General features: G+C 62.7%; 21 protein-coding genes. 9 read left to right on the top strand and 12 right to left on the bottom strand.

Annotation, left to right across the window (positions count from 1 at the left end):
* Nucleotides 1-23: 23 nt before the first annotated feature.
* The 4 genes from thiB to ASG25_RS19060 all read left to right on the top strand — a co-directional run bounded on the left by thiB (nucleotide 24) and on the right by ASG25_RS19060 (nucleotide 5319).
* Nucleotides 24-1031 carry a thiamine ABC transporter substrate binding subunit gene (gene thiB / locus ASG25_RS19075; protein ID WP_062478147.1) on the top strand — a complete coding sequence of 336 codons (1008 nt, stop codon included), beginning with the start codon at nucleotides 24-26 and terminating at the stop codon, nucleotides 1029-1031.
* Nucleotides 1032-1068: 37 nt separating this feature from the next.
* Nucleotides 1069-2766 (top strand): thiamine/thiamine pyrophosphate ABC transporter permease ThiP, encoded by a 1698-nt coding sequence (gene thiP / locus ASG25_RS19070; RefSeq protein WP_082480386.1) that lies wholly within the window; start codon nucleotides 1069-1071, stop codon nucleotides 2764-2766.
* 46 nt (nucleotides 2767-2812) lie between these two features.
* The gene (locus ASG25_RS19065) at nucleotides 2813-3517 is read left to right on the top strand and encodes an ATP-binding cassette domain-containing protein (protein ID WP_062477796.1); all 705 of its coding nucleotides are present in this window, start codon (nucleotides 2813-2815) and stop codon (nucleotides 3515-3517) included.
* Between the two features lie 281 nt (nucleotides 3518-3798).
* Nucleotides 3799-5319, top strand: coding sequence for a M48 family metalloprotease (locus ASG25_RS19060; protein WP_082475466.1), 1521 nt, complete (start codon nucleotides 3799-3801; stop codon nucleotides 5317-5319).
* Nucleotides 5320-5400: 81 nt separating this feature from the next.
* On the opposite strand, the gene ASG25_RS19055 is transcribed toward ASG25_RS19060, so the two are convergent.
* Entirely contained in the window at nucleotides 5401-6267 is an 867-nt protein-coding gene (locus ASG25_RS19055) for an RNA polymerase factor sigma-32 (RefSeq protein WP_062477793.1), read from the bottom strand.
* 449 nt (nucleotides 6268-6716) lie between these two features.
* Here ASG25_RS19055 and ASG25_RS19045 point away from each other — a divergent pair, with 449 nt between their 5' ends.
* Nucleotides 6717-7223, top strand: coding sequence for a GNAT family N-acetyltransferase (locus ASG25_RS19045; RefSeq protein WP_062478137.1), 507 nt, complete (start codon nucleotides 6717-6719; stop codon nucleotides 7221-7223).
* A gap of 151 nt (nucleotides 7224-7374) precedes the next feature.
* On the top strand, nucleotides 7375-7908 hold the full coding sequence (gene ppa / locus ASG25_RS19040) for an inorganic diphosphatase (RefSeq protein ID WP_062477787.1): 534 nt from the start codon (nucleotides 7375-7377) through the stop codon (nucleotides 7906-7908).
* A gap of 127 nt (nucleotides 7909-8035) precedes the next feature.
* On the opposite strand, the gene ASG25_RS19035 is transcribed toward ppa, so the two are convergent.
* Nucleotides 8036-8467, bottom strand: a complete 432-nt coding sequence (locus tag ASG25_RS19035; RefSeq protein WP_062477784.1) for an Lrp/AsnC family transcriptional regulator — start codon at nucleotides 8465-8467, stop codon at nucleotides 8036-8038.
* Nucleotides 8468-8581: 114 nt separating this feature from the next.
* Here ASG25_RS19035 and ASG25_RS19030 point away from each other — a divergent pair, with 114 nt between their 5' ends.
* Nucleotides 8582-9685, top strand: coding sequence for a saccharopine dehydrogenase family protein (locus ASG25_RS19030; RefSeq protein ID WP_062478134.1), 1104 nt, complete (start codon nucleotides 8582-8584; stop codon nucleotides 9683-9685).
* Nucleotides 9686-9700: 15 nt separating this feature from the next.
* On the opposite strand, the gene ASG25_RS19025 is transcribed toward ASG25_RS19030, so the two are convergent.
* From ASG25_RS19025 to ASG25_RS18985, 9 genes are all read right to left on the bottom strand, one after another.
* Nucleotides 9701-11128 (bottom strand): mannose-1-phosphate guanylyltransferase/mannose-6-phosphate isomerase, encoded by a 1428-nt coding sequence (locus tag ASG25_RS19025; RefSeq protein WP_062477781.1) that lies wholly within the window; start codon nucleotides 11126-11128, stop codon nucleotides 9701-9703.
* A 243-nt stretch (nucleotides 11129-11371) separates the two neighbouring features.
* A complete protein-coding gene (locus tag ASG25_RS19020; RefSeq protein ID WP_062478131.1) occupies nucleotides 11372-11776 on the bottom strand; it encodes a F0F1 ATP synthase subunit epsilon in 405 nt (134 codons plus the stop codon).
* 113 nt (nucleotides 11777-11889) lie between these two features.
* Entirely contained in the window at nucleotides 11890-13350 is a 1461-nt protein-coding gene (atpD, locus tag ASG25_RS19015) for a F0F1 ATP synthase subunit beta (RefSeq protein WP_062477778.1), read from the bottom strand.
* Between the two features lie 23 nt (nucleotides 13351-13373).
* Nucleotides 13374-14261 (bottom strand): F0F1 ATP synthase subunit gamma, encoded by an 888-nt coding sequence (locus tag ASG25_RS19010; RefSeq protein ID WP_062477776.1) that lies wholly within the window; start codon nucleotides 14259-14261, stop codon nucleotides 13374-13376.
* A gap of 48 nt (nucleotides 14262-14309) precedes the next feature.
* Nucleotides 14310-15839: a F0F1 ATP synthase subunit alpha gene (gene atpA / locus ASG25_RS19005; RefSeq protein WP_062477774.1), complete on the bottom strand. Its 1530-nt coding sequence runs from the start codon at nucleotides 15837-15839 to the stop codon at nucleotides 14310-14312.
* Nucleotides 15839-16399 carry a F0F1 ATP synthase subunit delta gene (locus ASG25_RS19000; protein ID WP_062477769.1) on the bottom strand — a complete coding sequence of 187 codons (561 nt, stop codon included), beginning with the start codon at nucleotides 16397-16399 and terminating at the stop codon, nucleotides 15839-15841. Before ASG25_RS19000 ends, atpA begins: the two co-directional genes overlap by 1 nt.
* A gap of 256 nt (nucleotides 16400-16655) precedes the next feature.
* A complete protein-coding gene (locus ASG25_RS18995) occupies nucleotides 16656-17042 on the bottom strand; it encodes a hypothetical protein (RefSeq protein ID WP_062477766.1) in 387 nt (128 codons plus the stop codon).
* Between the two features lie 94 nt (nucleotides 17043-17136).
* Nucleotides 17137-19353: a primosomal protein N' gene (locus ASG25_RS18990; protein WP_062478128.1), complete on the bottom strand. Its 2217-nt coding sequence runs from the start codon at nucleotides 19351-19353 to the stop codon at nucleotides 17137-17139.
* Nucleotides 19354-19413: 60 nt separating this feature from the next.
* On the bottom strand, nucleotides 19414-20382 hold the full coding sequence (locus ASG25_RS18985) for a 1-acyl-sn-glycerol-3-phosphate acyltransferase (protein WP_062477763.1): 969 nt from the start codon (nucleotides 20380-20382) through the stop codon (nucleotides 19414-19416).
* 139 nt (nucleotides 20383-20521) lie between these two features.
* Here ASG25_RS18985 and ASG25_RS18980 point away from each other — a divergent pair, with 139 nt between their 5' ends.
* Nucleotides 20522-21457 (top strand): tyrosine recombinase XerC, encoded by a 936-nt coding sequence (locus ASG25_RS18980; protein WP_062477760.1) that lies wholly within the window; start codon nucleotides 20522-20524, stop codon nucleotides 21455-21457.
* A gap of 205 nt (nucleotides 21458-21662) precedes the next feature.
* Complete coding sequence (locus ASG25_RS18975; protein ID WP_062477757.1) at nucleotides 21663-22751, top strand: TraB/GumN family protein; 1089 nt, start codon at nucleotides 21663-21665, stop codon at nucleotides 22749-22751.
* Nucleotides 22752-22847: 96 nt separating this feature from the next.
* Here ASG25_RS18975 and leuC read toward each other — a convergent pair whose 3' ends face one another.
* Nucleotides 22848-24257 (bottom strand): 3-isopropylmalate dehydratase large subunit, encoded by a 1410-nt coding sequence (leuC, locus tag ASG25_RS18970; RefSeq protein ID WP_062477754.1) that lies wholly within the window; start codon nucleotides 24255-24257, stop codon nucleotides 22848-22850.
* Nucleotides 24258-24459 lie beyond the last annotated feature (202 nt).

The following is a 24459-nucleotide window of genomic DNA, read 5'->3' as shown; positions in this document are numbered from 1 at the left end:
GCATGCGCTTTACATGGCTTTCGATGACCGCGACAACGCTGCTTCTCGCCGGCGGCACCCTGATCGGCATCGTCGATGCCGAGGCCGCCGAGCCAAAGACGCTGACGGTCTACACCTATGAAAGCTTCACCAGCGAATGGGGACCTGGCGCGAAGATCGCGGAAGCGTTCGAGAAGACCTGCGACTGCAAGATCACCTATGTCAGCGTCGCCGACGGCGTGGAACTCCTGACGCGGCTGAAGCTGGAAGGCCCCGCCGCCAAGGCGGACGTCGTCGTCGGTCTCGACACCAATCTCGTTGCCGAAGGCAAGGCCACGGGCTTCTTCGCTCCGCATGGTCTCGACACATCGGCGTTGACTGTCCCCGGCGGCTTTTCGGATGATAGTTTCGTGCCCTATGATTACGGCCACTTTGCCTTCGTCTACGACACCCAGATGCTGAAGAGCCCGCCGAAGAGCCTGAAGGAGCTCGTCGAAGGTGGCGGGCAGGACAAGATCATCATCGAAGACCCGCGAACATCCACGCCGGGTCTCGGCCTGCTCCTCTGGGTGAAATCCGTCTATGGCGACCAGTCCGCGGAAGCCTGGAAGAAGCTCAAGGATCGCATCCTGACCGTCACGCCCGGCTGGTCGGAGGCCTACGGCCTGTTCACCAAGGGCGAAGCGCCGATGGTGCTCTCCTACACGACTTCGCCGGCCTACCACATGGTGTCCGAAAACAGCGACCGCTACCAGGCGGCGGATTTTGCCGAAGGTCACTACATCCAGATCGAGGTGGCCGGCATGACGAAGGCCGCGCGCGATCCTGAACTCGCCAAGGCCTTTCTCGCCTTCCTGACCGGCCCGCAGGCACAGGCGATCCTGCCGACCACGAACTGGATGATGCCGGTGGCCAAACCCGGGGAGCCGTTGCCGGACGCCTTCGGCAAACTCGTGCAGCCGAAGACGACCTTCCTCATGCGTTCGGACGAGGTCGCTGCAAACCGCAAGGCCTGGATCGACGAATGGCTGTCCGCCATGAGCCGGAACTGAGCTGCCGATGCGCGCCAATACAAAGCGCGCTCGGGCCATGCGCGCCGATCCTCCGCGCGTCGTCCTCCAAGGCGGCGGTCACACGCGCCGCCTGACATCCGGACTGGGCGTTGCGAGCCTCGCCGGCATCGTGCTGTTCGTCGGCACCGCCATCGTCGCTCTGTCGCTCGCCGCGTCTCGCGAAGGCATCTCCGCCGGAGCCGGCGCAACGAGCGACATGTTCGATGCCTATCTCTGGCGGGTTGCGCGCTTCACGCTGGTCCAGGCGGGCCTTTCCACGCTCCTGTCCATCGCCTTCGCCATTCCCGTTGCTTTGGCGCTGGCCCGTCGACGCCATTTTCCGGGCCGGATATGGATCGTAAGGCTGATGGCGCTGCCGCTCGGCCTGCCGGCGCTGGTGGCAGCCCTCGGTATCGTCGGCATCTGGGGGCGGCAAGGCATTGCGAACGACCTCCTGGCTTCGCTCGATCTCGGCCGGCCCATCGCGATCTATGGTCTGACGGGCATCCTCGTCGCGCACGTCTTCTTCAACATGCCGCTCGCCGTCAGGCTTCTCCTGTCGGGACTGGAGCGCATTCCCGGGGAATACTGGCTGGTTTCCGCCAATCTCGGATTGTCGCCCGTCCAGCTCTTCCGGTTCATCGAGTGGCCTGTCATTCGAGGCCTTCTTTCCGGCGTTGCCGGCCTGGTCTTCATGCTCTGCGCCACCAGCTTCACGCTGGTGCTGACGCTCGGCGGCGGCCCTGCGGCGAGCACGCTGGAGGTGGCGATCTATCAGGCATTGCGCTTCGACTTCGATCCGCCTCGGGCGATCGCCCTGTCAGCCCTGCAGATCGCCGTCACTGCCATCCTCCTCATTCTTCTCCGCTGGTTGACCCCCCCGGCCACCGAGGCACCGACGACCGGCCGGCCGGTGCGTCGCTTCGACAGCGGATCATCCGTCTTGCTCCTCTTCGACGCCTTCGTCGTGGCTCTGGCGGCCCTGTTCGTTGCGGCGCCGCTTGCCTCCGTGCTTGTTTCCGGTCTCGTCTCCGATCTTTTCAAGCTTGCCACAGATCCGCAGGTCCACCGGGCTACGGCGACGAGTCTCGCGATTGCCGCGGTTTCCGCGGTCCTGTCCGTCGCACTTGCGACCGCCATGCTCACCACCCGCCAGATCCTGCTTTCGCCACGTCGGCCGGGTGGCTTCGCACAGGTCTTCTCCGGGGGCGTGGCTGCCGGCACGTCGCTCATCCTTCTGGTGCCGCCGGTCGTCATCGGGGCGGGATGGTTCCTGGTGCTGCGCCCGCTCGGCGATGTCGCACGCTTTGCGCCCGCTGTCATCACGGCCGTGAACACGCTGATGGCGCTGCCCTTCGTGGCTCGCGTGCTGGCTCCGGCCATCGCAACGCACGCTGCCCGCACCGACCGCCTCACCACAAGCCTCGGCATCCGCGGCTGGTCGCGTCTTCGGCTGATCGACGGACCGGGTCTGAGGCGCCCGCTGTTGATGGCACTGTCGTTTGCAGCCGCGCTCTCGCTCGGAGATCTCGGGGCGGTTGCCTTGTTCGGGGCGCAGGACATGATCACGCTGCCGTTCCTGCTCTTCAGCCGCATGGGAAGCTACCGCACAACGGATGCGGCCGGCCTTGCGCTTCTCCTCGGTCTCGTCTGCGTCGTCCTGACATTCCTTGGAACACCGCGGGCCTTGGAACCGCGCGGGAGAATCGGGAGGGGACATCATGAAGCCGGATAGGCCAGCAGGCGCGCCAACCCCGATCGCCGTCCGTTTGGAACAGGTGATGGTCCGCTTCCCAGGCCATCCTGTCCCGCAGACGCTGGTCTTCGATGCCGCTATCGAAAGCGGAAAGATCACGGCAATTACGGGCGCCTCCGGCTCCGGAAAATCGACACTGCTCAATCTCATCGCCGGTTTCGAGACGCCGGATTCCGGTCGTCTGCGCATTTTCGGAGAGGATGTGACCGATACTCCGCCCGCTCTGCGTCCGGTCTCGGTCATCTTTCAGGAGCACAATCTTTTTGCGCATCTGGATATCGCGACAAATGTCGGCCTCGGCATCAGTCCGGCGCTGAAGCTGACGACCGCCGATCGTGCTCGGATCGAAAGCGCGCTCGACGACGTCAGCCTTGCCGGGTTTGCCGGACGCCTTCCGCCGACGTTGTCGGGAGGAGAGCGCCAGCGCGCAGCTTTCGCCCGGGCGCTGGTGCGCAACCGCCCGCTCCTTCTGCTGGATGAGCCTTTTGCAGCTCTCGACCCGGCGCTGCGGCTGGACATGGGCGAACTGCTGGCAGCACTTCAGGAGAAGCATGCAAGCACCATCCTTCTCGTCACCCACCACGCGGACGACGTCCGCCGCCTTGCCGATCGCGTATTGTTCCTGCATGACGGCAAGGTTGCTCTGCACGAGGAAGCCGGCACATTCCTCCAACGCACGGAACCCGACGTCGTCGCACGCTTTCTCGGAGCGCGTCCACCTGCGTCCTGAGCCGCGTGGGCGACACATGCCACAATTTGACCGCGGCCCTATGGCACCGGAAGGGACGATATCATCAGGCCCGCATCGAAGATGGACAGGACGGCCGTCTGCGTCTTTTTCCGCAAAACCGATAGGGCCGCGGAATTATGCAGTAGGCATATGGCGCACGAATAGGCTAGATCGGGCTCTGGGAAACGGAGCGATTGCGCGTATCTCAGGATGTAGGGCGGCTCTGCCGAACTGCCGCAAGTGTGGTCGGCACGCTGCCGGACGCGAACATGGGCTGAGGCATGACGGTGAAAGAGCGGAACAAGCGGAACGGCGGATCCCTGTCGACCCGCGGCATTGCAGGCACCCTGCGCGCGTCCGTCGCCGGTCTCGCTTTGCTGTCGCTTGCCGGTTGCCAGAGTGCGATCGAACAGAGCTATGAGCCGAGCGTCTCCCCGTCCGCCACGCCCCAGATCGTCGATGAAGTCCAGAAGAACGACCCCCGTGCGGCAATGGGCGCTCGCGAGCACCCCCGTATCGTTGCAAGCTACGGCGGCGAATACAAGGACGAGAAGACCGAGCGCCTGGTTGCCCGGATCACCGGCGCACTGACGGCTGTTTCGGAGAACCCAAACCAGTCCTATCGCATCACGCTCCTCAACTCCCCTGCCATCAATGCGTTTGCCTTGCCTGGCGGCTATCTCTACGTCACCCGCGGCCTTCTTGCGCTCGCCGACGATGCCTCGGAGGTCGCCGCCGTTCTGTCGCACGAGATGGCGCACGTCACCGCCAATCACGGCATCCAGCGCCAGCAGCGCGAGGAGGCCGAAGTTATCGCCAGCCGCGTGGTTTCGGAGGTTCTCTCGAGCGATCTCGCCGGCAAGCAGGCGCTTGCCCGCGGCAAGCTTCGGCTCGCTGCATTCTCGCGAAACCAGGAACTGCAGGCCGATGTCATCGGCGTGCGCATGCTGGGAGAAGCCGGCTACGATCCCTATGCGGCAGCCCGCTTTCTCGATGCGATGGCCGCCTATAGCCGGTTCTCCTCCGTCGATCCGGAAAATGACCAGAGCATGGACTTCCTCTCGAGCCATCCGAACGCGCCGCAGCGCGTGGAGCTTGCGCGACGCCACGCCCGCGCCTTCGGCCCTGAGGGAACGACAGGCGACCGCGGTCGCGACTATTTCCTCGATGGCATCGATGGCTTGCTCTATGGCGATAGCCCACAGGAGGGCTACGTCCGCGGACAGACGTTCCTGCATGGCAAGCTCGGCATTCGCTTTGATGTTCCCGCGGGGTTCCAGATCGACAACAAGGCCGAGGCCGTCCTCGCGACAGGTCCTGGCGAAACGGCCATCCGCTTCGACGGCGTGGCCGATACCCAGCATCGCAGTCTGACGGATTATATCGCAAGCGGCTGGGTGACCGGTCTGCAGCCCGACACGATCCACGCCATCACGATCAACGGGCTGGAAGCCGCGACGGCGCGGGCTTCGGCCGATCGCTGGGATTTCGATGTGACGGTGCTGCGCATCGACACCCAGATCTATCGTTTCCTGACCGCGGTGCCAAAGGGGACGCCATCGCTGGAGCCGACGGCGGATGTGCTGCGCACCTCCTTCCGCCGCATGAACCCGCAGGAGGCCGCCGCGCTGAAGCCGCTGCGCATCCGCGTCATCACCGTCGCGCCGGGCGATACGCTTGCGACCCTTTCAGCCCGAATGATGGGCACCGACCGCAAGCTCGATCTCTTCCGGCTGATCAATGCCCTGCAGATCACCTCGACGATCAAGCCGGGCGACCGCATGAAGATCATTTCGGAATAATCACGCGCAGCCAAGCCATCCGAGACACACGAAAAGGCCCACCATGTTGGCGGGCCTTTTCGTGTGAGGAAAATAGAGCGGTCAGTGCGCCGTCAGCGCGAGCTCCGGTGCCTGCGCAACGAGGGCGACCTTGAGCTTTTCGAGCGCACGCGTCTCGATCTGGCGAACGCGTTCCTTGGAAATGCCGAGATCCGCGCCTAGCTCTTCAAGGGTTGCACTGTCTTCCGACAGCCGGCGGGCGCGGATGATCTTCATCTCGCGATCGTTCAACTGTTCCAGCGCATGTCCGAGCCAGTTCTTCCGGCGTTCCTGGTCGATCATGTCGGTGACCTGCTCGTCCGGCAGAGGCGCCGCACAGGCGAGGAGATCAAGGCGCTCGCCGCTATCGGAATCACCCGACGAAATCGGGGCCTGGAGAGACGAGTCGCTGCCGGAAAGGCGCGCATCCATCGTCTGGACATCGGCGAGGCTGACGCCGAGAGCAGAGGCGATTTCTTCATGGACGGCCCGGGCCGTCAACTGGCTGTTGCCTTGGGCAAGCTTTGCCCGCAGCCGCCGCAAATTGAAGAAAAGAGCCTTCTGCGCAGAAGACGTACCACCGCGAACGATCGACCAGTTGCGCAACACGTAATCCTGCATCGAAGCGCGGATCCACCAGGTTGCGTAGGTGGAGAAACGAACGTCCCGACTGGGCTCGAAACGGGCCGCTGCTTCCAGAAGACCGATGTGACCTTCCTGAACGAGATCCCCCATCGGCAAGCCGAAATGGCGGAACTTGGCGGCCATCGAGATCACGAGGCGCATATGCGCCATGGCGATCTTGTTGCGCGCGTCCTGATCCTGGTTATCCTTCCAAGCCTGCGCCAACAGCTGTTCTTCGCCGCGCTCCAGGTATGGGGCCGCCATGGCAATCTTGATCATGCGCCTGTCTGCAGAGAGATTTTTCATAGGCTACTCCATGACGGGCACGTGACCGTGCCTCCGGGCTGGTTCGGGTGACGGCATTGCAGAGGTGAACACTTGACCTGCAATCGAGACGCCCTAAATCCGTTGTATGAGACGACGCCACGTAGATGGACACCGGTGTGATCTGGGTCCGATCCGGCGCATGGCCATTCGATCGGACGTTTCATAACGCCTGTCTTTTCGAAAAGTTCCGCAGGAGCACCACGATGTGGCGCCTCGCGATCTCTTTTGATCACTCCCACATCCAGCACGCTCTCGAAGCGCTCGTCGGCCACTGGAAAGGACATCGCGAACGGAGAGAGCAGGTGAGGTTCTGCGTGCGATGAAAATTCGCGCTTGCCGCGTTCGTTAAAATGCCGTTAATTTTAGCGAACCTCGGCATGATGCCGCGGCAAGACGAAGACGAGCCGGCCAGGATCAGCGCGCGCACCATGAAGACACTGTCCATCGAAGTCCGTCCCGGCATGGCAAGAGACGCCGCCGAGATCTCGCAGGTCCATCGTGTTTCCTGGCTTCACACCTATTCCGGCCTCATTCCGCATCTTCCCCTGAACAAGATGATCGATCGGCGCAATGCGAGCTGGTGGCGCAAGGCGACCGGCGGCCCCTCCACGCTTCTCGTCATCGATGTCGCCGGCGTGATCGCAGGCTATGCAACACTCGGCCTGTCCCGCGCCCGCGCGCTGCCGCAGGAAGGCGAAATCTATGAAATCTATTTCCGGCCGGAGTATCAGGGCATCGGCCTGGGGCGCATCCTCTTCGGGGAGGCCAGCAGCCTGCTGAAGTCGCTCGGCTGCCGCGGCCTCGTCGTCTGGTGTCTGGAAGACTGCACCCAAGCCGACCGCTTCTTCCGCAACGCCGGAGGCCGCGATATCTGCGAAGGGATGGAGGACTTCGGCGGCAAGAGCCTGAAGAAGATCGGCCATGTCTGGAACTGAAGCGCCTTTTTGCAGCGGCCGGCGGACGACGGAAACGGACGCTCCTTAACTCTTTGCTGACAAATGACCGCTTCCAGCCACCGCTGATATTGCACAACGGCAGGTTTGGCTTTATCGGACGTCAGTCCCACCTCAGGAGCATGGAGGCTTCATGCGTATTGACGCAATCTCGATCGGAAAGAACCCGCCGGAAGACATCAACGTCATCGTGGAGGTTCCCGTTGGTGGCCATCCGATCAAGTACGAGATGGACAAGGAAGCCGGCACGCTCGTTGTCGATCGTTTTCTTTACACACCCATGACCTATCCGGGCAATTACGGCTTCGTGCCGCATACGCTGTCGGATGACGGAGATCCGATCGATGTCCTGATTGCCAGCACGCGGCCGCTCGTGCCCGGCTGCGTCATCAACGTCCGCCCGATCGGCGTGATGATGATGGAAGACAATTCCGGCAAGGATGAGAAGATCATCGCGGTGCCGAGCGCGCACCTCACCAAGCGATACGACAAGGTCAAGGAATACACGGACCTGCCGGAAATCACGCTTCAGCAGATCGAGCATTTCTTCGAGCACTACAAGGATCTCGAACCCGGCAAATGGGTCAAGATCTTCGGCTGGAAGGACGCAGCCGTTGCGCGTCAGCTGATCATCGAATCGATCGAACGCGCAAAGACCGCCAAGTAAGTCCATTCGATCGTCACGACCAAGACCGCGTCCCGCAAGAGGCGCGGTCTTTTTGCGTGTCGCCGAAAGGGATTTCGGGCACAGCTTGACGGGGCGATACTGAGGATCACGGCACACACCCTCCCGATCAGCGGCTGATCCGCGTCGAGAGCACGATCGATGACAATGTCTTTTCGACGCCTTCGATCGTCCCGATCTGGTCGATGACCAGATCGAGCGCACTGATCGAGGCGGCTTCGACAATGGCGATCAGGTCGAAGCTGCCGCTGACGGAATGCACGATACGAACGGCCTGCATCGCCTCGAGATCGCGTGTCACCCGCGGCAGAGCTCTGGCCGCGAGCGTGATGAGGATATGGGCCCGCACGAGGCCGCGCTCGTAGTCGCTGGAGAGACGAACGCCATAGCCGGTGATCACGCCTTCGCGCTCGAGCCGTTCGAGTCGTGCCTGAACGGTGGTACGCGACAGGCCGAGCTTGCGCGCAAGCATCGCCGTTGGCATGCGCGCGTTTTCACCGAGCAATGCCAAGAGCGCACGATCACTGTCAGAAATCGTCATAGCGATCAGTCCTGTCGGCGAAATGCCGAATATGGTCCTTCCTTTTGCACAAATCGGCGCTTCTGGGCAACACTGTCCCGATGCATGCTCCCCGCAAATCAGAAGGGGAAGATCATGAAAAACATCGTCGTTATCGGCGCCGGGAAGATCGGCGCAACGATTGCACACTTGCTTGCAACCTCGGGTGACTATGCGGTCATCGTTGCGGACCGGAGTGCGGAGCAGCTGTCACGCCTGGGCACCCACGCCGCCATCTCCACAAAGACCGTCGATATCGCGGACGCTGCGGCAATGGATGCATTGCTGGCCGGTGCCTTTGCCGTGCTCAGTGCCGCACCTTTCCATCTCACGGTCGAGATCGCTGCCTCTGCCGCCCGCAGCGGCGTCCATTACCTCGATCTCACCGAGGATGTGGAGTCCACACGTCAGGTGAAGAAGCTCGCAGAAAACGCCAGCAGTACCTTCATCCCGCAATGTGGACTTGCACCCGGCTTCATTTCCATTGTCGCACAGAATCTTGCAGCCCGCTTCGACAGCCTGGACAGCGTCCGCATGCGTGTCGGGGCCCTGCCGCAATATCCCTCGAACGCGCTCAACTACAACCTCACCTGGAGCACGGATGGGGTCATCAACGAATATATCGAACCCTGCGAAGCCATCGTTGAAGGGCGCTTGACCGCCGTTCCGGCCCTTGAGGAGCGCGAAGAGTTCTCGCTCGACGGCGTGACCTATGAAGCCTTCAATACCTCTGGCGGCCTCGGCACGCTGTGCGAGAGCCTGGCTGGCCGCGTGCGGACCCTGAACTACCGCACGATCCGCTATCCCGGACACGCCGCCATCATGAAGGCGCTGCTGAACGACCTCGGCCTGCGTCATCGCCGCGACGTGTTGAAGGATATCCTCGAAAATGCGCTGCCCGCCACGACGCAGGACGTGGTCATCGTTTTCGTCACCGTCTCCGGTCATCGAGACGGGCGGCTGGTCCAGGAAACCTATGCCAACAAGATCTATAGTGGCGTGGTGTCCGGCCGGATGATGAGTGCCATCCAGATTACCACGGCTGCCAGCATCTGTGCCGTCTTGGACATGCTCGCAGCCGGCGATCTTCCCGCTCGAGGCTTCGTTCGCCAGGAAGACATCGCCCTTGATGCGTTTCTTGCGAACCGCTTCGGCCGCCACTACGCCGACAGCCGCGTTACCGAAAAGCTTGCGAGCTGAACGATCGGGCCGGCCTCAGAGCCGGCCGAACTCGTCGTCCAGACGCACCGTATCGTCATCCGACAGATAGGATCCCGTCTGGACCTCGATCAACTCCAGCGGGATCTTGCCCGGATTGGTAAGGCGGTGGGTGACGCCTTGTGGGACATAGATGGACTCGTTCTCGTTCAGAAGACGCGTTTCATCACCCAGGGTTACCTCGGCCGTCCCCTTCACCACCACCCAATGCTCCGCGCGATGGAAGTGCTTTTGCAACGAAATCTTTCGGCCGGGCGCAATGGAAAGGCGCTTGACCTCGAAGCGGTCGCCGCTCAGCACCGAGGCGACGGAGCCCCACGGTTTGTAGGATGTGGGATGAACCTCCGTCAGCTTCCGGGTCGTCTCGGAGCGCGCCAGCGCCTTGACGATCTGTCCGACATTCTGGCTGTCGGCGAGGCGACCGACATAGACCGCATCCTCACTGGCGATGACGGCGATATCATCGAGCCCGTGCACCGCCAGATGGATGTCGCGCGACAGAACGAGCGAGTTTCGCGTGTCCGAAACGCTGACCTTCTGACCGACGACGTTTCCCGCCTCATCCTTCCGCCCGACGGCCCAGACAGAATCCCAGCTCCCCAGATCCGACCAGGGAAAGGACGACGGGACGACCGCCGCAAGCGCCGTGCGCTCGAAGACCGCATAGTCCACCGAAATGTCGGGCGCCTTCGAGAAGGCAGCCTCGTCCAGGCGCTCGAAATCGAGGTCGCGTCGCGCCGTCTTGACGGCTGCCAGCGCAGAGGCATGCACGTCCGGCTCGAACCGGGCAAGATCGGCGAGAAACGGGCGGACCGGCAGCATGAACATGCCGGAGTTCCAGAGGTAGTTCCCCGTTTCCAGGAGCGCCTCGGCGGTTTCCCGGTTCGGCTTCTCGACGAAGCGCGCAACCGTCCGCGCACCGCCCGGAAGCGCCTCTCCTGTCTCGATATAGCCATAGCCGGTTGCCGGTTCCGTCGGCGTAATGCCGAAAGTGACCAGCCAGCCGGCTGCGGCCGTGTCTCGAGCAAGGCGAATGCAGTCCCGATAGACCTCGTCGGCCTCGATCTCATGATCGGATGCGAGAACCTGAACGATGGCATCTTCGCCATGATCCCGGACAACGACGAACGCCGCCGCCGCCAAGGCAGGCGCCGTGTTGCGCGCAACGGGTTCCAGGAGAATAGACGCCAGGGGCATGCCCACGACCTGTGCCTGCTCGGCGACGATAAAGCGGAATTCCGCATTCGTCACGATGATGGCCGGTGCGTAGAGCGCCGGGTCTGAAACGCGCAGGAGCGTCTTTTGAAACAGCGAGTGATTGCTGAGGAACTGGAGAAACTGTTTCGGCGCCGTCGAACGAGAAAGAGGCCACAGTCGGGTTCCCTTGCCCCCCGCCATGATGATCGGGACGATCTTTTCCGACATGCCACTCCCTTTCTGCGGTTTGGGCTCACCAGCCTTCGGACTGCACGGGGCTGGCGTGGGTGCTGCACGTGCCCTGCCGCGCCCCGACGGCGACGATGCACGAGATATCACAGGCTCGGTAAAATGCGGTTAACCGTTGTATCGACGTCGCTCTGCGAACCGACAAGTGGCTAGCCGCGGCGGACATGGAAGTTCGGCACAGACATAAAAAAACCGGCCTAGGCCGGTTCTTATCGCGCTCGATCAGCCCGAGACATTCTCGTTGAGCTGCGTCAGCTCCGAGAGGAAATTCTCGATCTTGGTGCGATGTTCGTCGCCGTGATGCGGCTGATCAAGTTCCGCGCGAGCCGCCTCGATCCGTCGCTCGACCAGCGTGGCATCGAATTCGCTGACTGGCATGGCAGACTCTGCAAGCACCGTGCAGCCCGTCGGAAGGATATCGGCAAAGCCACCGAACACGACGTAACGGTTCGTCTGGCCACCAGCGGTCTTGACGGTGATGACGCCCGGCTTGATCGTCGTCATGGTCGGTGCGTGGTTGGCCATGACGGTCATTTCGCCATCCGTTGCCGGAATGACGACTTCGCTGACCTGTTCGGACAGCAGAAGACGCTCCGGGGAAACGAGCTCGAGTTTGAAATCAGCCATGATCTTCACTTCTTGTGTCGCGGACGCCGGCAAGCGGCTCTGCGGGTCCCTGACCTCTCGCCCCTTCCGACCGGAAGGAACGACGGCGCGCCCATGACGCGCCGTCCGTACGATTAAGCGGCTTCAGCAGCCAGACGCTTGGCCTTTTCGACCGCTTCTTCCATCGAGCCGACCATGTAGAAGGCAGCTTCCGGGAGGTGGTCGTACTCGCCGTTGACGAGACCCTTGAAGCCCTTGATCGTGTCTTCGAGAGCGACCAGCTTGCCCGGCGAACCGGTGAACACTTCGGCTACGAAGAAGGGCTGCGACAGGAAGCGCTCAATCTTGCGGGCGCGTGCGACCGAAAGCTTGTCGTCTTCCGACAGTTCGTCCATGCCCAGGATCGCGATGATGTCCTGAAGCGACTTGTAACGCTGCAGTGTCGTCTGGACCTTACGGGCAACCTCGTAGTGTTCTTCGCCGACAACCATCGGGTCGAGCATGCGCGAGGTCGAGTCCAGCGGATCCACAGCCGGATAGATGCCCTTTTCGGCGATCGAACGCGACAGAACCGTCGTCGCATCGAGGTGGGCAAACGAAGTGGCGGGAGCCGGGTCGGTCAAGTCGTCGGCAGGAACGTAGATTGCCTGGACCGAGGTGATCGAACCCTTCGTCGTGGTCGTGATGCGTTCCTGCATCTGGCCCATATCCGTGGCAAGCGTCGGCTGATAGCCGACGGCTGAGGGAATGCGGCCGAGCAGAGCCGACACTTCGGAGCCAGCCTGCGTGAAGCGGAAGATGTTATCGACGAAGAACAGGACGTCCTGACCTTCGTCACGGAACTGCTCGGCGATCGTCAGACCGGTGAGCGCGACGCGTGCGCGCGCGCCCGGCGGCTCGTTCATCTGACCATAGACGAGAGCTGCCTTGGAGCCTTCGCCGCCGCCGTGCTTGTTCACGCCGGATTCGATCATTTCGTGGTAAAGGTCGTTGCCTTCGCGCGTACGCTCACCCACGCCGGCAAACACCGAGTAGCCGCCGTGCGCCTTGGCGACGTTGTTGATCAGTTCCATGATCAGAACGGTCTTGCCGACGCCGGCGCCGCCGAACAGGCCGATCTTGCCGCCACGTGCATACGGCGCAAGCAGGTCAACGACCTTGATGCCGGTGACCAGGATCTGGGCTTCGGTCGACTGTTCGACGTAGGACGGCGCTTCCTGGTGGATGGCGCGCTTGCCCGAGGTGATGAGCGGTCCGGCTTCGTCCACCGGCTCGCCGATGACGTTCATGATGCGGCCGAGGGTTTCCAGGCCAACGGGAACGGTGATCGGCGCACCGGTGTCCGTGACCTTCTGGCCGCGAACCAGACCTTCGGTCGAGTCCATGGCGATGGTGCGAACAGCGTTCTCACCAAGGTGCTGCGCCACTTCAAGAACCAGGCGCGAACCGTTGTTGTCGGTTTCGAGCGCGTTCAGGATCTGCGGCAGCTGACCTTCTTCGAAAGCCACGTCGACGACAGCGCCGATAACCTGCGTGACGCGGCCAACGGCGGCGGCCGTCGCTGCGGTGTAGTTCGGGGTCGCTGTATCAGCCATGTTCTTACCCTCTTGTCCTAACCTTAGAGCGCTTCCGCGCCCGAAATGATCTCGATGAGTTCCTTGGTGATCTGAGCCTGGCGCTGGCGGTTATAGCTCAACGTCAGCTTGTTGATCATCTCGCCGGCATTGCGCGTGGCATTGTCCATCGCGCTCATCTTCGCACCCATTTCGCCGGCCACATTCTCGAGCAGTGCCCGGAACACTTGGACCGAAATATTGCGCGGAATGAGGTCGCTCAGGATCTCGCCTGCGTCCGGCTCGTATTCGTAGATGGCAGCAGAGCCAGCGTCGGTCGATGTCGATGTTGCTGCGGGAACAGCGGCTGGGATGAGCTGCAGCGCCGTCGGCACCTGGCTGATCACCGACTTGAATTCGGAGTAGAACAGCGTGCAGACGTCAAACTCGCCCTTGTCGAACAGGCCGATGATCTTCTTGCCGATCTGGTCCGCATTGTCGAAGCCGATCTTCTTGACCTCGCGCAGATCCACCCGGTCGATGATCAGCGAAGCAAATTCACGGCGAAGGATATCATAGCCCTTCTTGCCGACGCAGATGATCTTGACCGTCTTGCCTTCGGCCAGGAGCTTGCGGATATGATCGCGCGCAAAACGCGCGATCTGGCTGTTGAAGCCGCCGCAGAGACCGCGTTCCGCCGTGCAGACGACGAGAAGATGCGTCTTGTCCCGCCCCGTACCCGTCATCAGCAACGGTGCAGTGTCATCCGTACCGACCGCTTGCGCGATGTTCGACAGAACGATGCTCATGCGCTGCGAGTACGGGCGGGCGGCCTCGGCCGCCTCCTGCGCACGCCGAAGCTTCGCCGCGGCGACCATTTTCATCGCCTTGGTGATCTTCTGCGTCGCCTTGACGGAGGCGATCCGGTTCTTCAGATCCTTAAGAGAAGGCATCCAGTATCCGTCCTAGGTAGCGTCTGCGGTCTTGCCGTGAGCAGGCGATCAGGAGAAGGTCTTTGCGAAAGCGTCGATGGACGCCTTGAGCTTGCCCTTGGTGTCGTCCGAAATGGCCTTTTCGGTGCGGATCGTGTCAAGCACGCCCTTCCCTTCGGAGCGCATGTAGGACAGGAGACCCTGTTCGAACGGACCGACCTTGTTGACGGGGATCTTGTCGAGGTAGCCGTTGACGCCGGCAAAGATCACCGCAACCTGTTCTTCCGTCTTCAGCGGCGAGAACTGCGGCTGCTTCAGGAGTTCGGTCAGGCGTGCGCCGCGGTTGAGAAGGCGCTGGGTAGAGGCGTCCAGGTCCGAGCCGAACTGCGCGAAGGCAGCCATTTCGCGATACTGCGCGAGCTCGCCCTTGATCGAGCCGGCAACCTGCTTCATCGCCTTGACCTGCGCAGCCGAACCGACGCGCGAGACCGAGAGGCCGACGTTCACGGCGGGACGGATGCCCTGGTAGAACAGATCGGTTTCAAGGAAGATCTGGCCGTCGGTGATCGAGATCACGTTGGTCGGAATGAATGCGGAAACGTCGTTGCCCTGCGTCTCGATGACCGGCAGAGCGGTCAGCGAACCGGCGCCCTTTTCGTCGGAGAGCTTGGCAGCGCGCTCGAGAAGGCGCGAATGCAGGTAGAAGACGTCGCCCGGATAGGCTTCGCGGCCCGGCGGACGGCGCAGGAGCAGCGACATCTGGCGGTAGGATACGGCCTGCTTGGACAGGTCGTCATAGCCGATCAGCGCGTGCTGGCCATTGTCACGGAAATACTCACCCATCGCGCAACCGGCAAACGGTGCGAGATACTGCATCGGAGCCGGATCAGATGCCGTTGCGGCAACGATGATCGAGTACTGCAGGGCGCCACGCTCTTCGAGAACCTTGACGAACTGGGCGACCGTCGAACGCTTCTGGCCGATAGCGACGTAAACACAGTAAAGCTTTTCGCTTTCCGGGCCGTTGTCGTGGATTGCCTTCTGGTTCAGGATCGCATCGAGAATGATCGCGGTCTTGCCGGTCTGGCGGTCGCCGATGACGAGCTCACGCTGGCCGCGGCCGACCGGGATCAGCGCGTCGATGGCCTTGAGGCCGGTCGACATCGGCTCATGCACCGACTTGCGCGGAATGATGCCGGGAGCCTTCACGTCGACGCGCGAACGGCGCGACGCATTGATCGGGCCCTTGCCATCGATCGGGTTGCCGAGCGCATCGACCACGCGGCCGAGGAGCTCCGGACCGACCGGAACGTCCACGATCGCGCCTGTACGCTTGACGGTGTCGCCTTCCTTGATGGCCCGGTCCGAGCCGAAGATGACGACGCCGACATTGTCGGCCTCGAGGTTGAGCGCCATGCCGCGCACGCCGCCCGGAAACTCGACCATTTCGCCCGCCTGGACGTTGTCGAGACCGTAGACGCGGGCAATGCCGTCACCGACGGACAGAACCTGGCCGACTTCGGAGACCTCAGCCTCCTGGCCGAAGTTTTTGATCTGATCTTTGAGAATTGCGGAAATTTCCGCGGCGCGGATATCCATCAGCCGACCTCTTTCAGTGCAAGCTTAAGGCTCGAGAGCTTTGTGCGAAGGGAAGTGTCAATTTGGCGGGACCCGACCTTGACGATCAAACCACCGAGAATAGACGGATCGACGGTGACGTTGATCGCCACCTCTTTGCCGGTGACGCCCTTGAGCGCCGCCTTCAATTCAGACTGCTGCTGGTCACTCAGCGCATGGGCCGAGGTGACCTCGGCAGAAACTTCGCCGCGATGGCGGGCTGCCGTCTCGCGATACGACCGGACGATGCCCGGGACGGCGAAGAGGCGGCGGTTGCGCGCGACAACCTTGAGAAAGTTGCCGACAAGGCCGGTCAATCCGGCTTTTTCCACGATGGCGGAAATTGCCTTGAACTGGTCGTCGGCCGAGAAGACGGGGCTGAGAATGAGACGCTTGAGATCGGCGCTGTCATCGATCATGGACTGGAAACGATCGAGATCGCTCTGCACGCCATCCACCGAGCCGGCTTCCTGCGCGAGATCGAAAAGCGACGACGCGTATCTTTCTGCAACACCGGAAATCAGGTCGGACGTATTTGCCACGGGCGCGCTTCTCTTGCTTGCGATCCAAGAGCGATCTTCGGAGGAACCGAAAACCGAACACTTTGAATTTGTTGCTATATCCTCAAGGACATCCTGGCCTGAAAGGCCCGGCTCCCCCACGAAGTCGGGGTTCGTCTAGCATAGGAAAAGTGGACTCGCAACACGCGAGGAGAGCGATTGCGCGATCCTCGGGCCAAATTCTGCCCAAAATCAGGAGTGTGATGCCCTCGGCGAGGTGTAATTTTCGGGCGGCGCTCTAGAAGAAGCCGAAAACATAGGCGAGCGGCAGGATGGCCAGCACGGCCTGCACGAGAACGAGAAGCCAGTTCACGACCGTGTTACCTTGGTCCGACAGCATGGACAGGATGCGCCCGAAGGCTGCCAAGGCGAAGGCAGAACCGAGCGCCAGGTAAACCATGGGCTGGGCGAGCACGATGGCGGCAAGGCCGAGACCGAGCGGGAAGCCGCCGAGGGTCGACCGTGCCTCTGCATAGCCGCCGCGCCGGCCGTCCCGGAGAGAAAGGCCCATCGCCCGGAACGAGAGGCCCGGCGCGAACAGGAAGAAGAGGCCCATGACACAGGTGGCCACGGCGCTGAGGAAGGCGAGGAGTTCGCCGGTCTCCGTCGGTATGTACAGATCCATCGCCGCAATCCCGTCCCACGTCGTTGCCGGCCGATACCGGGGTGTCGAAGGTCTAGAACATGTGCGCGCGAAAGGGAATCGCGCAAGCCGGACCTCAGAGGAAACTTTGCGGATCGATGTCGAGCTGGACAGCCACGGAACCCCGAACCTTGGGTCCGGCCGCGATCATCGCCCGCATGAAGGCCTGCATGTCGCTGTTGCGCCGACCATGCACGAGAAGACGGAAGCGATGCCGGCCGCGGACGAGCGCCAGAGCCGCTTCAGCGGGCCCGAGCACGGTGATACCGGAAACCTGGGGTGCCGCCTGACGCAAGCCGCGCGCATGCGTCTCGGCATCGGCCCGCGTATCGGCAGACACGATGACGGAGGCGAGCCGTCCGAACGGCGGCAACACGGCCCGTTCGCGTTCGCCGATCTCGCGCTCGTAGAAGGCTTCGGCATCACCCGAAACGATCGCCTGCATCACGGGATGCTGCGGCTGGTAGGTCTGCAGCAGGCCGCGGCTTTTCAGGCCGGTCCGCCCAGCCCGGCCGGTAACCTGGCTCAGGAGCTGGAAGGTTCGTTCGGCCGCACGGGGATCGCCATTGGCCAGCCCGATATCGGCATCGACGATCCCGACACAGGTCATCATCGGGAAATTGTGGCCCTTGGCGACAAGTTGCGTGCCCACCACGATATCCGCCTCGCCCTTAGCGATAGCGTCGAGTTCGAGCCGCAGGCGCTTCACGCCCATCAGGTCGGAAGAGAGCACAATGGTGCGCGCGTCGGGAAAATGCCGGTCCACCTCCTCGGCGATCCGCTCCACGCCCGGCCCGCAGGCGACAAGGTGATCGAGCGTGCCGCAATCCGGGCAGGCTTCGGGCGTCCGCTCGGCATAGCCGCAATGATGGCACTGGATCTGGCTGCGGAAGCGATGCTCCACAAGCCAGCTCGAACAGTTGGGGCACTGAAAGCGGTGACCGCAGACCCGGCAGAGCGTCAGCGGAGCGTAGCCCCGCCGATTGAGGAAGAGCAGCGCCTGCTCACCCTTTTCCACCGCCTTGCCGATGGCCGAAAGAAGGACCGGCGACAAGAAGCCGCCGCGCTCCGGGGGATGCCGGCGCATGTCGATAAGGCCGAGATCCGGCATGGCTGCGGCCCCGAAGCGCGTCGGCAGATGGATCGGCCGATAGCGCCCGACCTCGCCATTGACGCGGCTCTCGACGGATGGCGTCGCCGAAACGAGCACGACCGGGAAGTTGCCGAGCCTGGCCCGCACGACGGCCATGTCGCGTGCATTGTAGAACACCCGGTCTTCCTGCTTGTAGGCCGGGTCGTGCTCTTCGTCGACGACGATCAGCCCGAGATCCTCGAACGGCAGGAACAGCGCGGAGCGGGCACCGGCCACGACGCGGACGCTGCCTTCGCACACCTGCCGCCACACCTTTTCGCGGGTGCGTGGAGCGAGGTCCGAATGCCATTCGGCTGGCTTCGCCCCGAACCGCCTCTCGAAACGATCGAGGAATGCGGCCGTCAAAGCAATTTCCGGCAAGAGGATCAGCACCTGCCGTCCCTGCCGGAGGGTTTCGGCAATCGCCTCGAAATAGACCTCCGTCTTGCCGGATCCGGTCACCCCATCGACGAGCGAGACGGAGAACATCTTCTGCGCGGCCGAGGCGATCAGTGTCTCCGCGGCCTCGCGCTGGATGTCTTCGAGGTCGGTCACGGCGTAATCCGCATCGGGCGCGGCCACCACCGGCGGCGGGGGCATGAACGCGGTCTCGAACACGCCTTGGGATCGCAGCCCCTCCACGACGCTGGTCGAGACACCTGCAGCATGGGCAAGGCCCGAGCGCGTCCAGAACAGACCGTCAGCCGCTGTGTCAACGACACGGGTGCGCGCCGGCGTCATCCGGTCCGGGCGCCGGTCGGTCAGCCGCAGCCCCTCGACCATCGGTTCGGGATCGAAGGCGGCGGGGACGCGCAGCGCCATGCGTGCGACAAGCCCGGGCGGCGACAGCGTGTAGGCGGCAACCCAGTCGAGAAAGGCGCGCATGTCCTTGGAAAGCGGCGGACAGTCGAAGACCTGCGTGATGGATTTCAGCTTCTTCGGATCGACGGCCGGCTCGTCGATCGCGTCCCAGACAACGCCCGCGACCTGCCGCGGTCCGAGCGGCACCTGCACGATCGAGCCCGGCTGAACCGCCATGCCGTCGGGCACCAGATAGGAGTAGGCCTTGTCGGCGGGCATGGGCACCAGAACCGGCACGACCCTGCCCGGCATGTGCGGGCGAGCCTCGTCCCCGAACAGATCAATCGAATCGCCCGTCATCGCGGCGGACATTGCTCTTATCGACTCGGAAAGAAAAGAGGCCGCCGTCTGCCGGTCTCGTCAAAGCTGTGTCTGCGCCGGGAGCCGGTGCTCGGCGAAAGTAGCTTCGCCCGCAGCTGCTCCTGGCTGTACCGCCTTGAAGGTCGCATCGCCGTTCCGCGCGAGATCCGTCACGGTATGCCGCTCCAGCGCTTGCGTGACCTCGGCTGCATCGCCATCCAGCGCGTGCGGCGGGATGAGATGACCGATGGTCATGTCGAAGACATTGCCCTTCTTGTTGAGGAGCTCGTGGAACACGGTCATGTCGCGCAATTCGGTCGACCATTTCGCCAGCCAGTAGAACAGGCCCGAATTGCGGGCGTGCATATGTACAGGAAGGATGGCGAGGTTGTGCTTGCGGGCAAAGCCGACGACAGAGGTCTTCCAGGGCCGCTCGTTCAGCCGCCCGTCCGCCCAGTACGCGATACGCCCGGAAGGAAACAGCACGGTGACCTTCCCTTCTGCAATCGCCCGGTTGGTCACCTGGAGCGTTTCGCGGGCCTTGAGCTTGCTCTTGTGCTCCTCGCGCCATTCCACGGGAATGACCATCTCGACGAAGCGGGGATTGACCCGGATCGCATCCCGATTGGCAAAGAACATCATGTCGGGTCGTCGCGCTTTCAGCAGGTCGAACACCGCCACGCCGTCTGCAATGCCGGTCGGGTGGTTGCTCACGAGGAGAAAGCCGCCGGATCGCGGAATCCGCTCCTCATGCGTCACGCGAATGTCGAGCGACAGCGTATCGCTCAGATACTGGAATGCCTGGAACCCGGGCAGGTTGGCAACGCCATTCGCAAATTCGAGCGCCTTGCGGTAATTGAGGAGCGTGTAGAGCGCCGGACGCATGACCGGCCAGAGCGGATGATGCACGATCCGCTGCCCGCGCTCCGCAATCAGCGTGTCGACGATATGGCCGGGCTGGCCGTGCGAGACGAGCGACACCGCTTCGGCGAATCCGGATAACCCTCCTGCAGAGCCTCGTCTTGTCATGATCGTCCCGCCGCCGCATCCCGCATAGCTATCGCAAAAGAATATGATTGAGCGATGACGGATTCCAAGGGGATGTTAGCAATTCGGCAAGGTCTCTGCGCCCAGACTTTACACTGACAAAGCAGGCGACAGGTTTCACATGAACGAGTTTCTGGTAATCGGCGATGCCGTGCTGATGGCCGAGCGGGAAGCCTGGCTGAAGTCTCTGGCCAACGAGCGCCGGCTGTCGGACAATACGGTCGAGGCCTATGAGCGCGACACGCGACAATTTCTCAAGTTTCTCACAGGACATCTTGCCGGCCCCCCGAAACTGTCGGACATCAAGGCACTAAGGCCGGGCGACCTGCGCGGTTTCCTCGCCACGCGGCGCCGGGACGGTGCGGGTGCGCGTACGCTTGGTCGCGGCCTTGCCGGCCTGCGCTCCTTCCTGCGCCATCTGGAACGCAAAGGTCTGGTCAATGCCGCTGGCGCAGGCGCGGTTCGTTCGCCGAAACAGCCGAAATCCCTTCCGAAGCCGCTGACCGATACCGACGCGCTGGCCGTTGTCGCCAGCGACGCGCAGTTGAGCGAAGAGCCCTGGATCGCGGCCCGCAACGAAGCGGTTCTGACACTGCTCTATGGATGTGGCCTGCGCATCTCCGAAGCGCTCGGCATTACGGTCGATGATGTTGCAGGCACTCCCCGCGCGCTTCGCGTCACCGGCAAGGGCGGCAAGACCCGCATCGTGCCGCTGATCGCACCGGCGCTCGATGCCGTGAACCGCTATCTCGCGCTCTGCCCCTATGCAGCCGAGGGACACGACCTGATCTTCCGCGGCGCAAAGGGTGGCGTTCTCCAGCCGGCGATCATCCAGCGCGAGATGCAGCGCCTGCGCGGCGCGCTCGGGCTTCCGGATACCGCAACGCCGCATGCCCTGCGCCACTCCTTTGCAACGCATCTGCTTGCTGGCGGTGGCGATCTGCGCACCATCCAGGAGTTGCTCGGCCATGCAAGCCTTTCCACGACGCAGATCTATACAGGCGTCGATTCCGCGCGCCTGCTCGACATCTACGACCGCGCCCATCCCCGCGCCTGAGCTAAAGCGTGTTGCGTGAAAAAGGATTCACGCGACACGCTTTAAGGTCTTGTTTTGATGCATGTCGTTTCCCGAACCCGCGGCACACTTTCGGGCGACATGCTTTAAAAGCGCCGGAATGCGGGGTCGCGTTAACCACGCATGTTAAGCGGCGCGTGAGATTGCGCCGCTAGGGTGGCGCGCGACCGCCAAGAAAGGACGATCCGTGCCCGCGCCGACCATCCCCCCTCTCCCCTCGCTTCCGGGGCGCTCCCGTCTCGACATGCTCGTCTCGCTTGCGGCTCTCCTGCCCACCCTGCTGCTTGCGCTCCTCGTCGTCGCGTTCCTTTCCATCGGACGCGCTCATGCCGACGACATTGCCTGCCACGGCACGAACCTTCTGGAAACGTGGGAAAAGACGGATCCGGATCGGGCACGGCAGGTCGAGCGAGACGCAGGTCTCGTCGTCAACGGCAGAGGCACGTTCTGGAAGATCGAGAAACCGGACGTTCCCACCTCCTATCTTCTCGGCACCATGCACGTCACCGATCCGCGTGTGCTCGCCATGCCGAAAGGAGCGCCCGAGGGCTTCGCTGGCGCCGCCACCGTGATCGTGGAGTCGGACGAGATCCTGGACGAGAAAAAGGCGCAGGTCGCGCTCTTTTCAGATCCGAGCCTCACCATGTTCACCGACGGCAGCACGATCGAGAGCTATCTCGATGCCGATCAGAAGGTCATCCTCAGCGAAGGACTGAAATCTCGCGGCCTTCCGCTCGCGACCGTTGCGCGCATGAAGCCCTGGATGATTGCAAGCCTCGTGTCCCTGCCGCCTTGCGAACTGAGCCGGAAGGCCGGTGGCGCCGTCTTCCTCGATCAGAGGCTGGCACAGGATGCGGTGTCGCACGGCAAGACGCTCAAGGGACTGGAAACGATGGTCGAGCAGATCCACGCATTGAACGATCTTCCGATGAAGTTTCACGTCTCGGCGCTGGTGGACACGCTGAAACTGGGCAACATCGTCGAAGACGCCATGGAAACAACGACCGCGCTTTATCTGGAAGGCCGGATTTCCGCCATCATGCCCATGCTGAAGGCCGCTTCGGAAAGCATCGAGACCGCTGACTCCGAGCAGGAATCGGTCGCTATCGAACAACGCATCATCACCGACCGCAACCATGTCATGGCCACGCGCGCCCGTCCGAGCCTTGATGCAGGCAATGTCTTCATGGCCGTCGGCGCTTTGCATCTGCCGGGCCCGGAAGGTCTGGTCGAACTCTTGCGCAAGGATGGCTTCACCCTGACCGCCATGCCGTGACGGTCTGCCGCTGAAGCCTCGTAGGAGCAAAAAAAGCGCCGCTTCCGGTCCCGAAAGCGGCGCCTTTTTATAGGTTTTCAGGTTCGTGGAACCAGATTACTGCCAGCTGCGGATGTCGACGAAGTGTCCTTCCACGGCAGCGGCCGCCGCCATTGCGGGCGATACCAGATGTGTCCGGCCCTTGAACCCCTGACGTCCCTCGAAGTTGCGGTTGGAGGTCGAGGCGCAGCGCTCGCCCGGCTTCAGCCGATCGTCGTTCATGGCAAGGCACATCGAGCAGCCCGGCTCACGCCAATCGAAGCCCGCAGCCTTGAAGATAACGTCGAGGCCTTCGGCTTCCGCCTGTTCCTTGACGAGGCCCGAACCGGGCACGATCATCGCGGATACGGTCGGTGCAACCGTCTTGCCCTCGACGACCTTGGCAACTTCGCGCAGGTCTTCGATCCGGCCGTTGGTGCAGGAGCCGATGAACACACGGTCGACCGCGATGTCGGTGATTTTCGTACCCGGCTTCAGACCCATGTAGTCGAGCGCCCGCCACTTGGAGGCGCGCTTGTTTTCGTCCTGGATATCATCCGGATTGGGAACGACGCCCTGCACCGAAATGACGTCTTCCGGGGACGAGCCCCAGGACACGATCGGCGGCAACTCCGCGGCGTTGAGCACGACGACGCGATCGAAATGTGCGCCTTCGTCCGTGTTCAGCGTCTTCCAGTAGGCGATCGCCTGTTCAAGCGCTTCGCCCTGCGGCGCGCGCGGCTTGCCCTTGATGTATTCGAACGTCTTTTCGTCCGGCGCGATGAGGCCGGCGCGGGCGCCGCCTTCGATCGTCATGTTGCAGATGGTCATCCGGCCTTCCATGGAAAGCGCACGGATGGCTTCGCCCGCAAATTCGATGACATGCCCCGTGCCGCCGGCCGTACCGATCTCACCGATGATCGCGAGGATGATGTCCTTCGCCGTCACACCCTCGGGCAACTGGCCATCGACACGCACCAGCATGTTCTTGGCCTTCTTCTGGATCAGTGTCTGCGTGGCGAGCACATGCTCGACCTCGGATGTGCCGATGCCGTGCGCCAGTGCCCCGAAGGCGCCGTGCGTCGAGGTGTGGCTATCCCCACAGACGATCGTCATGCCCGGCAGGGTAAAACCCTGTTCCGGCCCGACGATGTGCACGATGCCCTGACGCTTGTCGGACGCCGAATAGTATTCGACGCCGAAGTCGGCTGCGTTCTGGGCCAGCGCTTCCACCTGGATGCGGCTTTCCTCATTCTTGATGCCGAGATGGCGATCCGGCGAGGTCGGAACGTTGTGATCGACGACAGCGAGGGTCTTCTGCGGTGCGCGCACCTGACGGTTGGTCATGCGCAGGCCTTCGAACGCCTGCGGGCTCGTCACTTCGTGAACGAGATGGCGATCGATATAGAGAAGACAGGTGCCGTCGTCCTGCTGATCGACGACGTGGTCGTCCCAGATCTTGTCGTAGAGAGTCCGTGGTGCGCTCATGGCGTGTCATCCATTGGAAAGAAAAAATTGGAAAGTCCGGCTCGATGGCCGGTCGGATCAGGCTTCAAAAGCCGGAGCATCGCTCCTGAAGGATCTATCGAAGTCGGCTGTTGAGCGCCCCGGAGACGCGCGCATAAAAACGTGCCGGCAGGCGCTTGTGATCCTGCAGCACGACGACATTCTGCGCACGACATCCGAACTT

This window comes from Rhizobium sp. Leaf384, from assembly GCF_001424065.1.
Taxonomy (GTDB): Bacteria; Pseudomonadota; Alphaproteobacteria; order Rhizobiales; family Rhizobiaceae; genus Ferranicluibacter.
Note: the sequence above shows the minus strand (reverse complement) of the source record. Positions and strands in the feature narration are given on the sequence as shown.

Bases quoted from the DNA above. Each gene is read 5' to 3' on its own strand.
- atpD (WP_062477778.1), bottom strand. From the start codon at position 13,350: ATGGCTGATACAGCGACCCCGAACTACACCGCAGCGACGGCCGCCGCC.
- ASG25_RS19025 (WP_062477781.1), bottom strand. From the start codon at position 11,128: ATGTCGGAAAAGATCGTCCCGATCATCATGGCGGGGGGCAAGGGAACC.
- ASG25_RS19030 (WP_062478134.1), top strand. From the start codon at position 8,582: ATGAAAAACATCGTCGTTATCGGCGCCGGGAAGATCGGCGCAACGATT.
- ASG25_RS18995 (WP_062477766.1), bottom strand. From the start codon at position 17,042: ATGGATCTGTACATACCGACGGAGACCGGCGAACTCCTCGCCTTCCTC.
- ASG25_RS19060 (WP_082475466.1), top strand. From the start codon at position 3,799: ATGACGGTGAAAGAGCGGAACAAGCGGAACGGCGGATCCCTGTCGACC.
- ASG25_RS19065 (WP_062477796.1), top strand. From the start codon at position 2,813: ATGGTCCGCTTCCCAGGCCATCCTGTCCCGCAGACGCTGGTCTTCGAT.
- ASG25_RS19045 (WP_062478137.1), top strand. From the start codon at position 6,717: ATGAAGACACTGTCCATCGAAGTCCGTCCCGGCATGGCAAGAGACGCC.
- thiP (WP_082480386.1), top strand. From the start codon at position 1,069: ATGCGCGCCGATCCTCCGCGCGTCGTCCTCCAAGGCGGCGGTCACACG.
- ppa (WP_062477787.1), top strand. From the start codon at position 7,375: ATGCGTATTGACGCAATCTCGATCGGAAAGAACCCGCCGGAAGACATC.
- ASG25_RS19020 (WP_062478131.1), bottom strand. From the start codon at position 11,776: ATGGCTGATTTCAAACTCGAGCTCGTTTCCCCGGAGCGTCTTCTGCTG.
- atpA (WP_062477774.1), bottom strand. From the start codon at position 15,839: ATGGATATCCGCGCCGCGGAAATTTCCGCAATTCTCAAAGATCAGATC.
- ASG25_RS18985 (WP_062477763.1), bottom strand. From the start codon at position 20,382: ATGACAAGACGAGGCTCTGCAGGAGGGTTATCCGGATTCGCCGAAGCG.
- ASG25_RS19055 (WP_062477793.1), bottom strand. From the start codon at position 6,267: ATGAAAAATCTCTCTGCAGACAGGCGCATGATCAAGATTGCCATGGCG.
- leuC (WP_062477754.1), bottom strand. From the start codon at position 24,257: ATGAGCGCACCACGGACTCTCTACGACAAGATCTGGGACGACCACGTC.
- ASG25_RS19010 (WP_062477776.1), bottom strand. From the start codon at position 14,261: ATGCCTTCTCTTAAGGATCTGAAGAACCGGATCGCCTCCGTCAAGGCG.
- ASG25_RS18990 (WP_062478128.1), bottom strand. From the start codon at position 19,353: ATGACGGGCGATTCGATTGATCTGTTCGGGGACGAGGCTCGCCCGCAC.
- ASG25_RS18980 (WP_062477760.1), top strand. From the start codon at position 20,522: ATGAACGAGTTTCTGGTAATCGGCGATGCCGTGCTGATGGCCGAGCGG.
- thiB (WP_062478147.1), top strand. From the start codon at position 24: ATGACCGCGACAACGCTGCTTCTCGCCGGCGGCACCCTGATCGGCATC.
- ASG25_RS19035 (WP_062477784.1), bottom strand. From the start codon at position 8,467: ATGACGATTTCTGACAGTGATCGTGCGCTCTTGGCATTGCTCGGTGAA.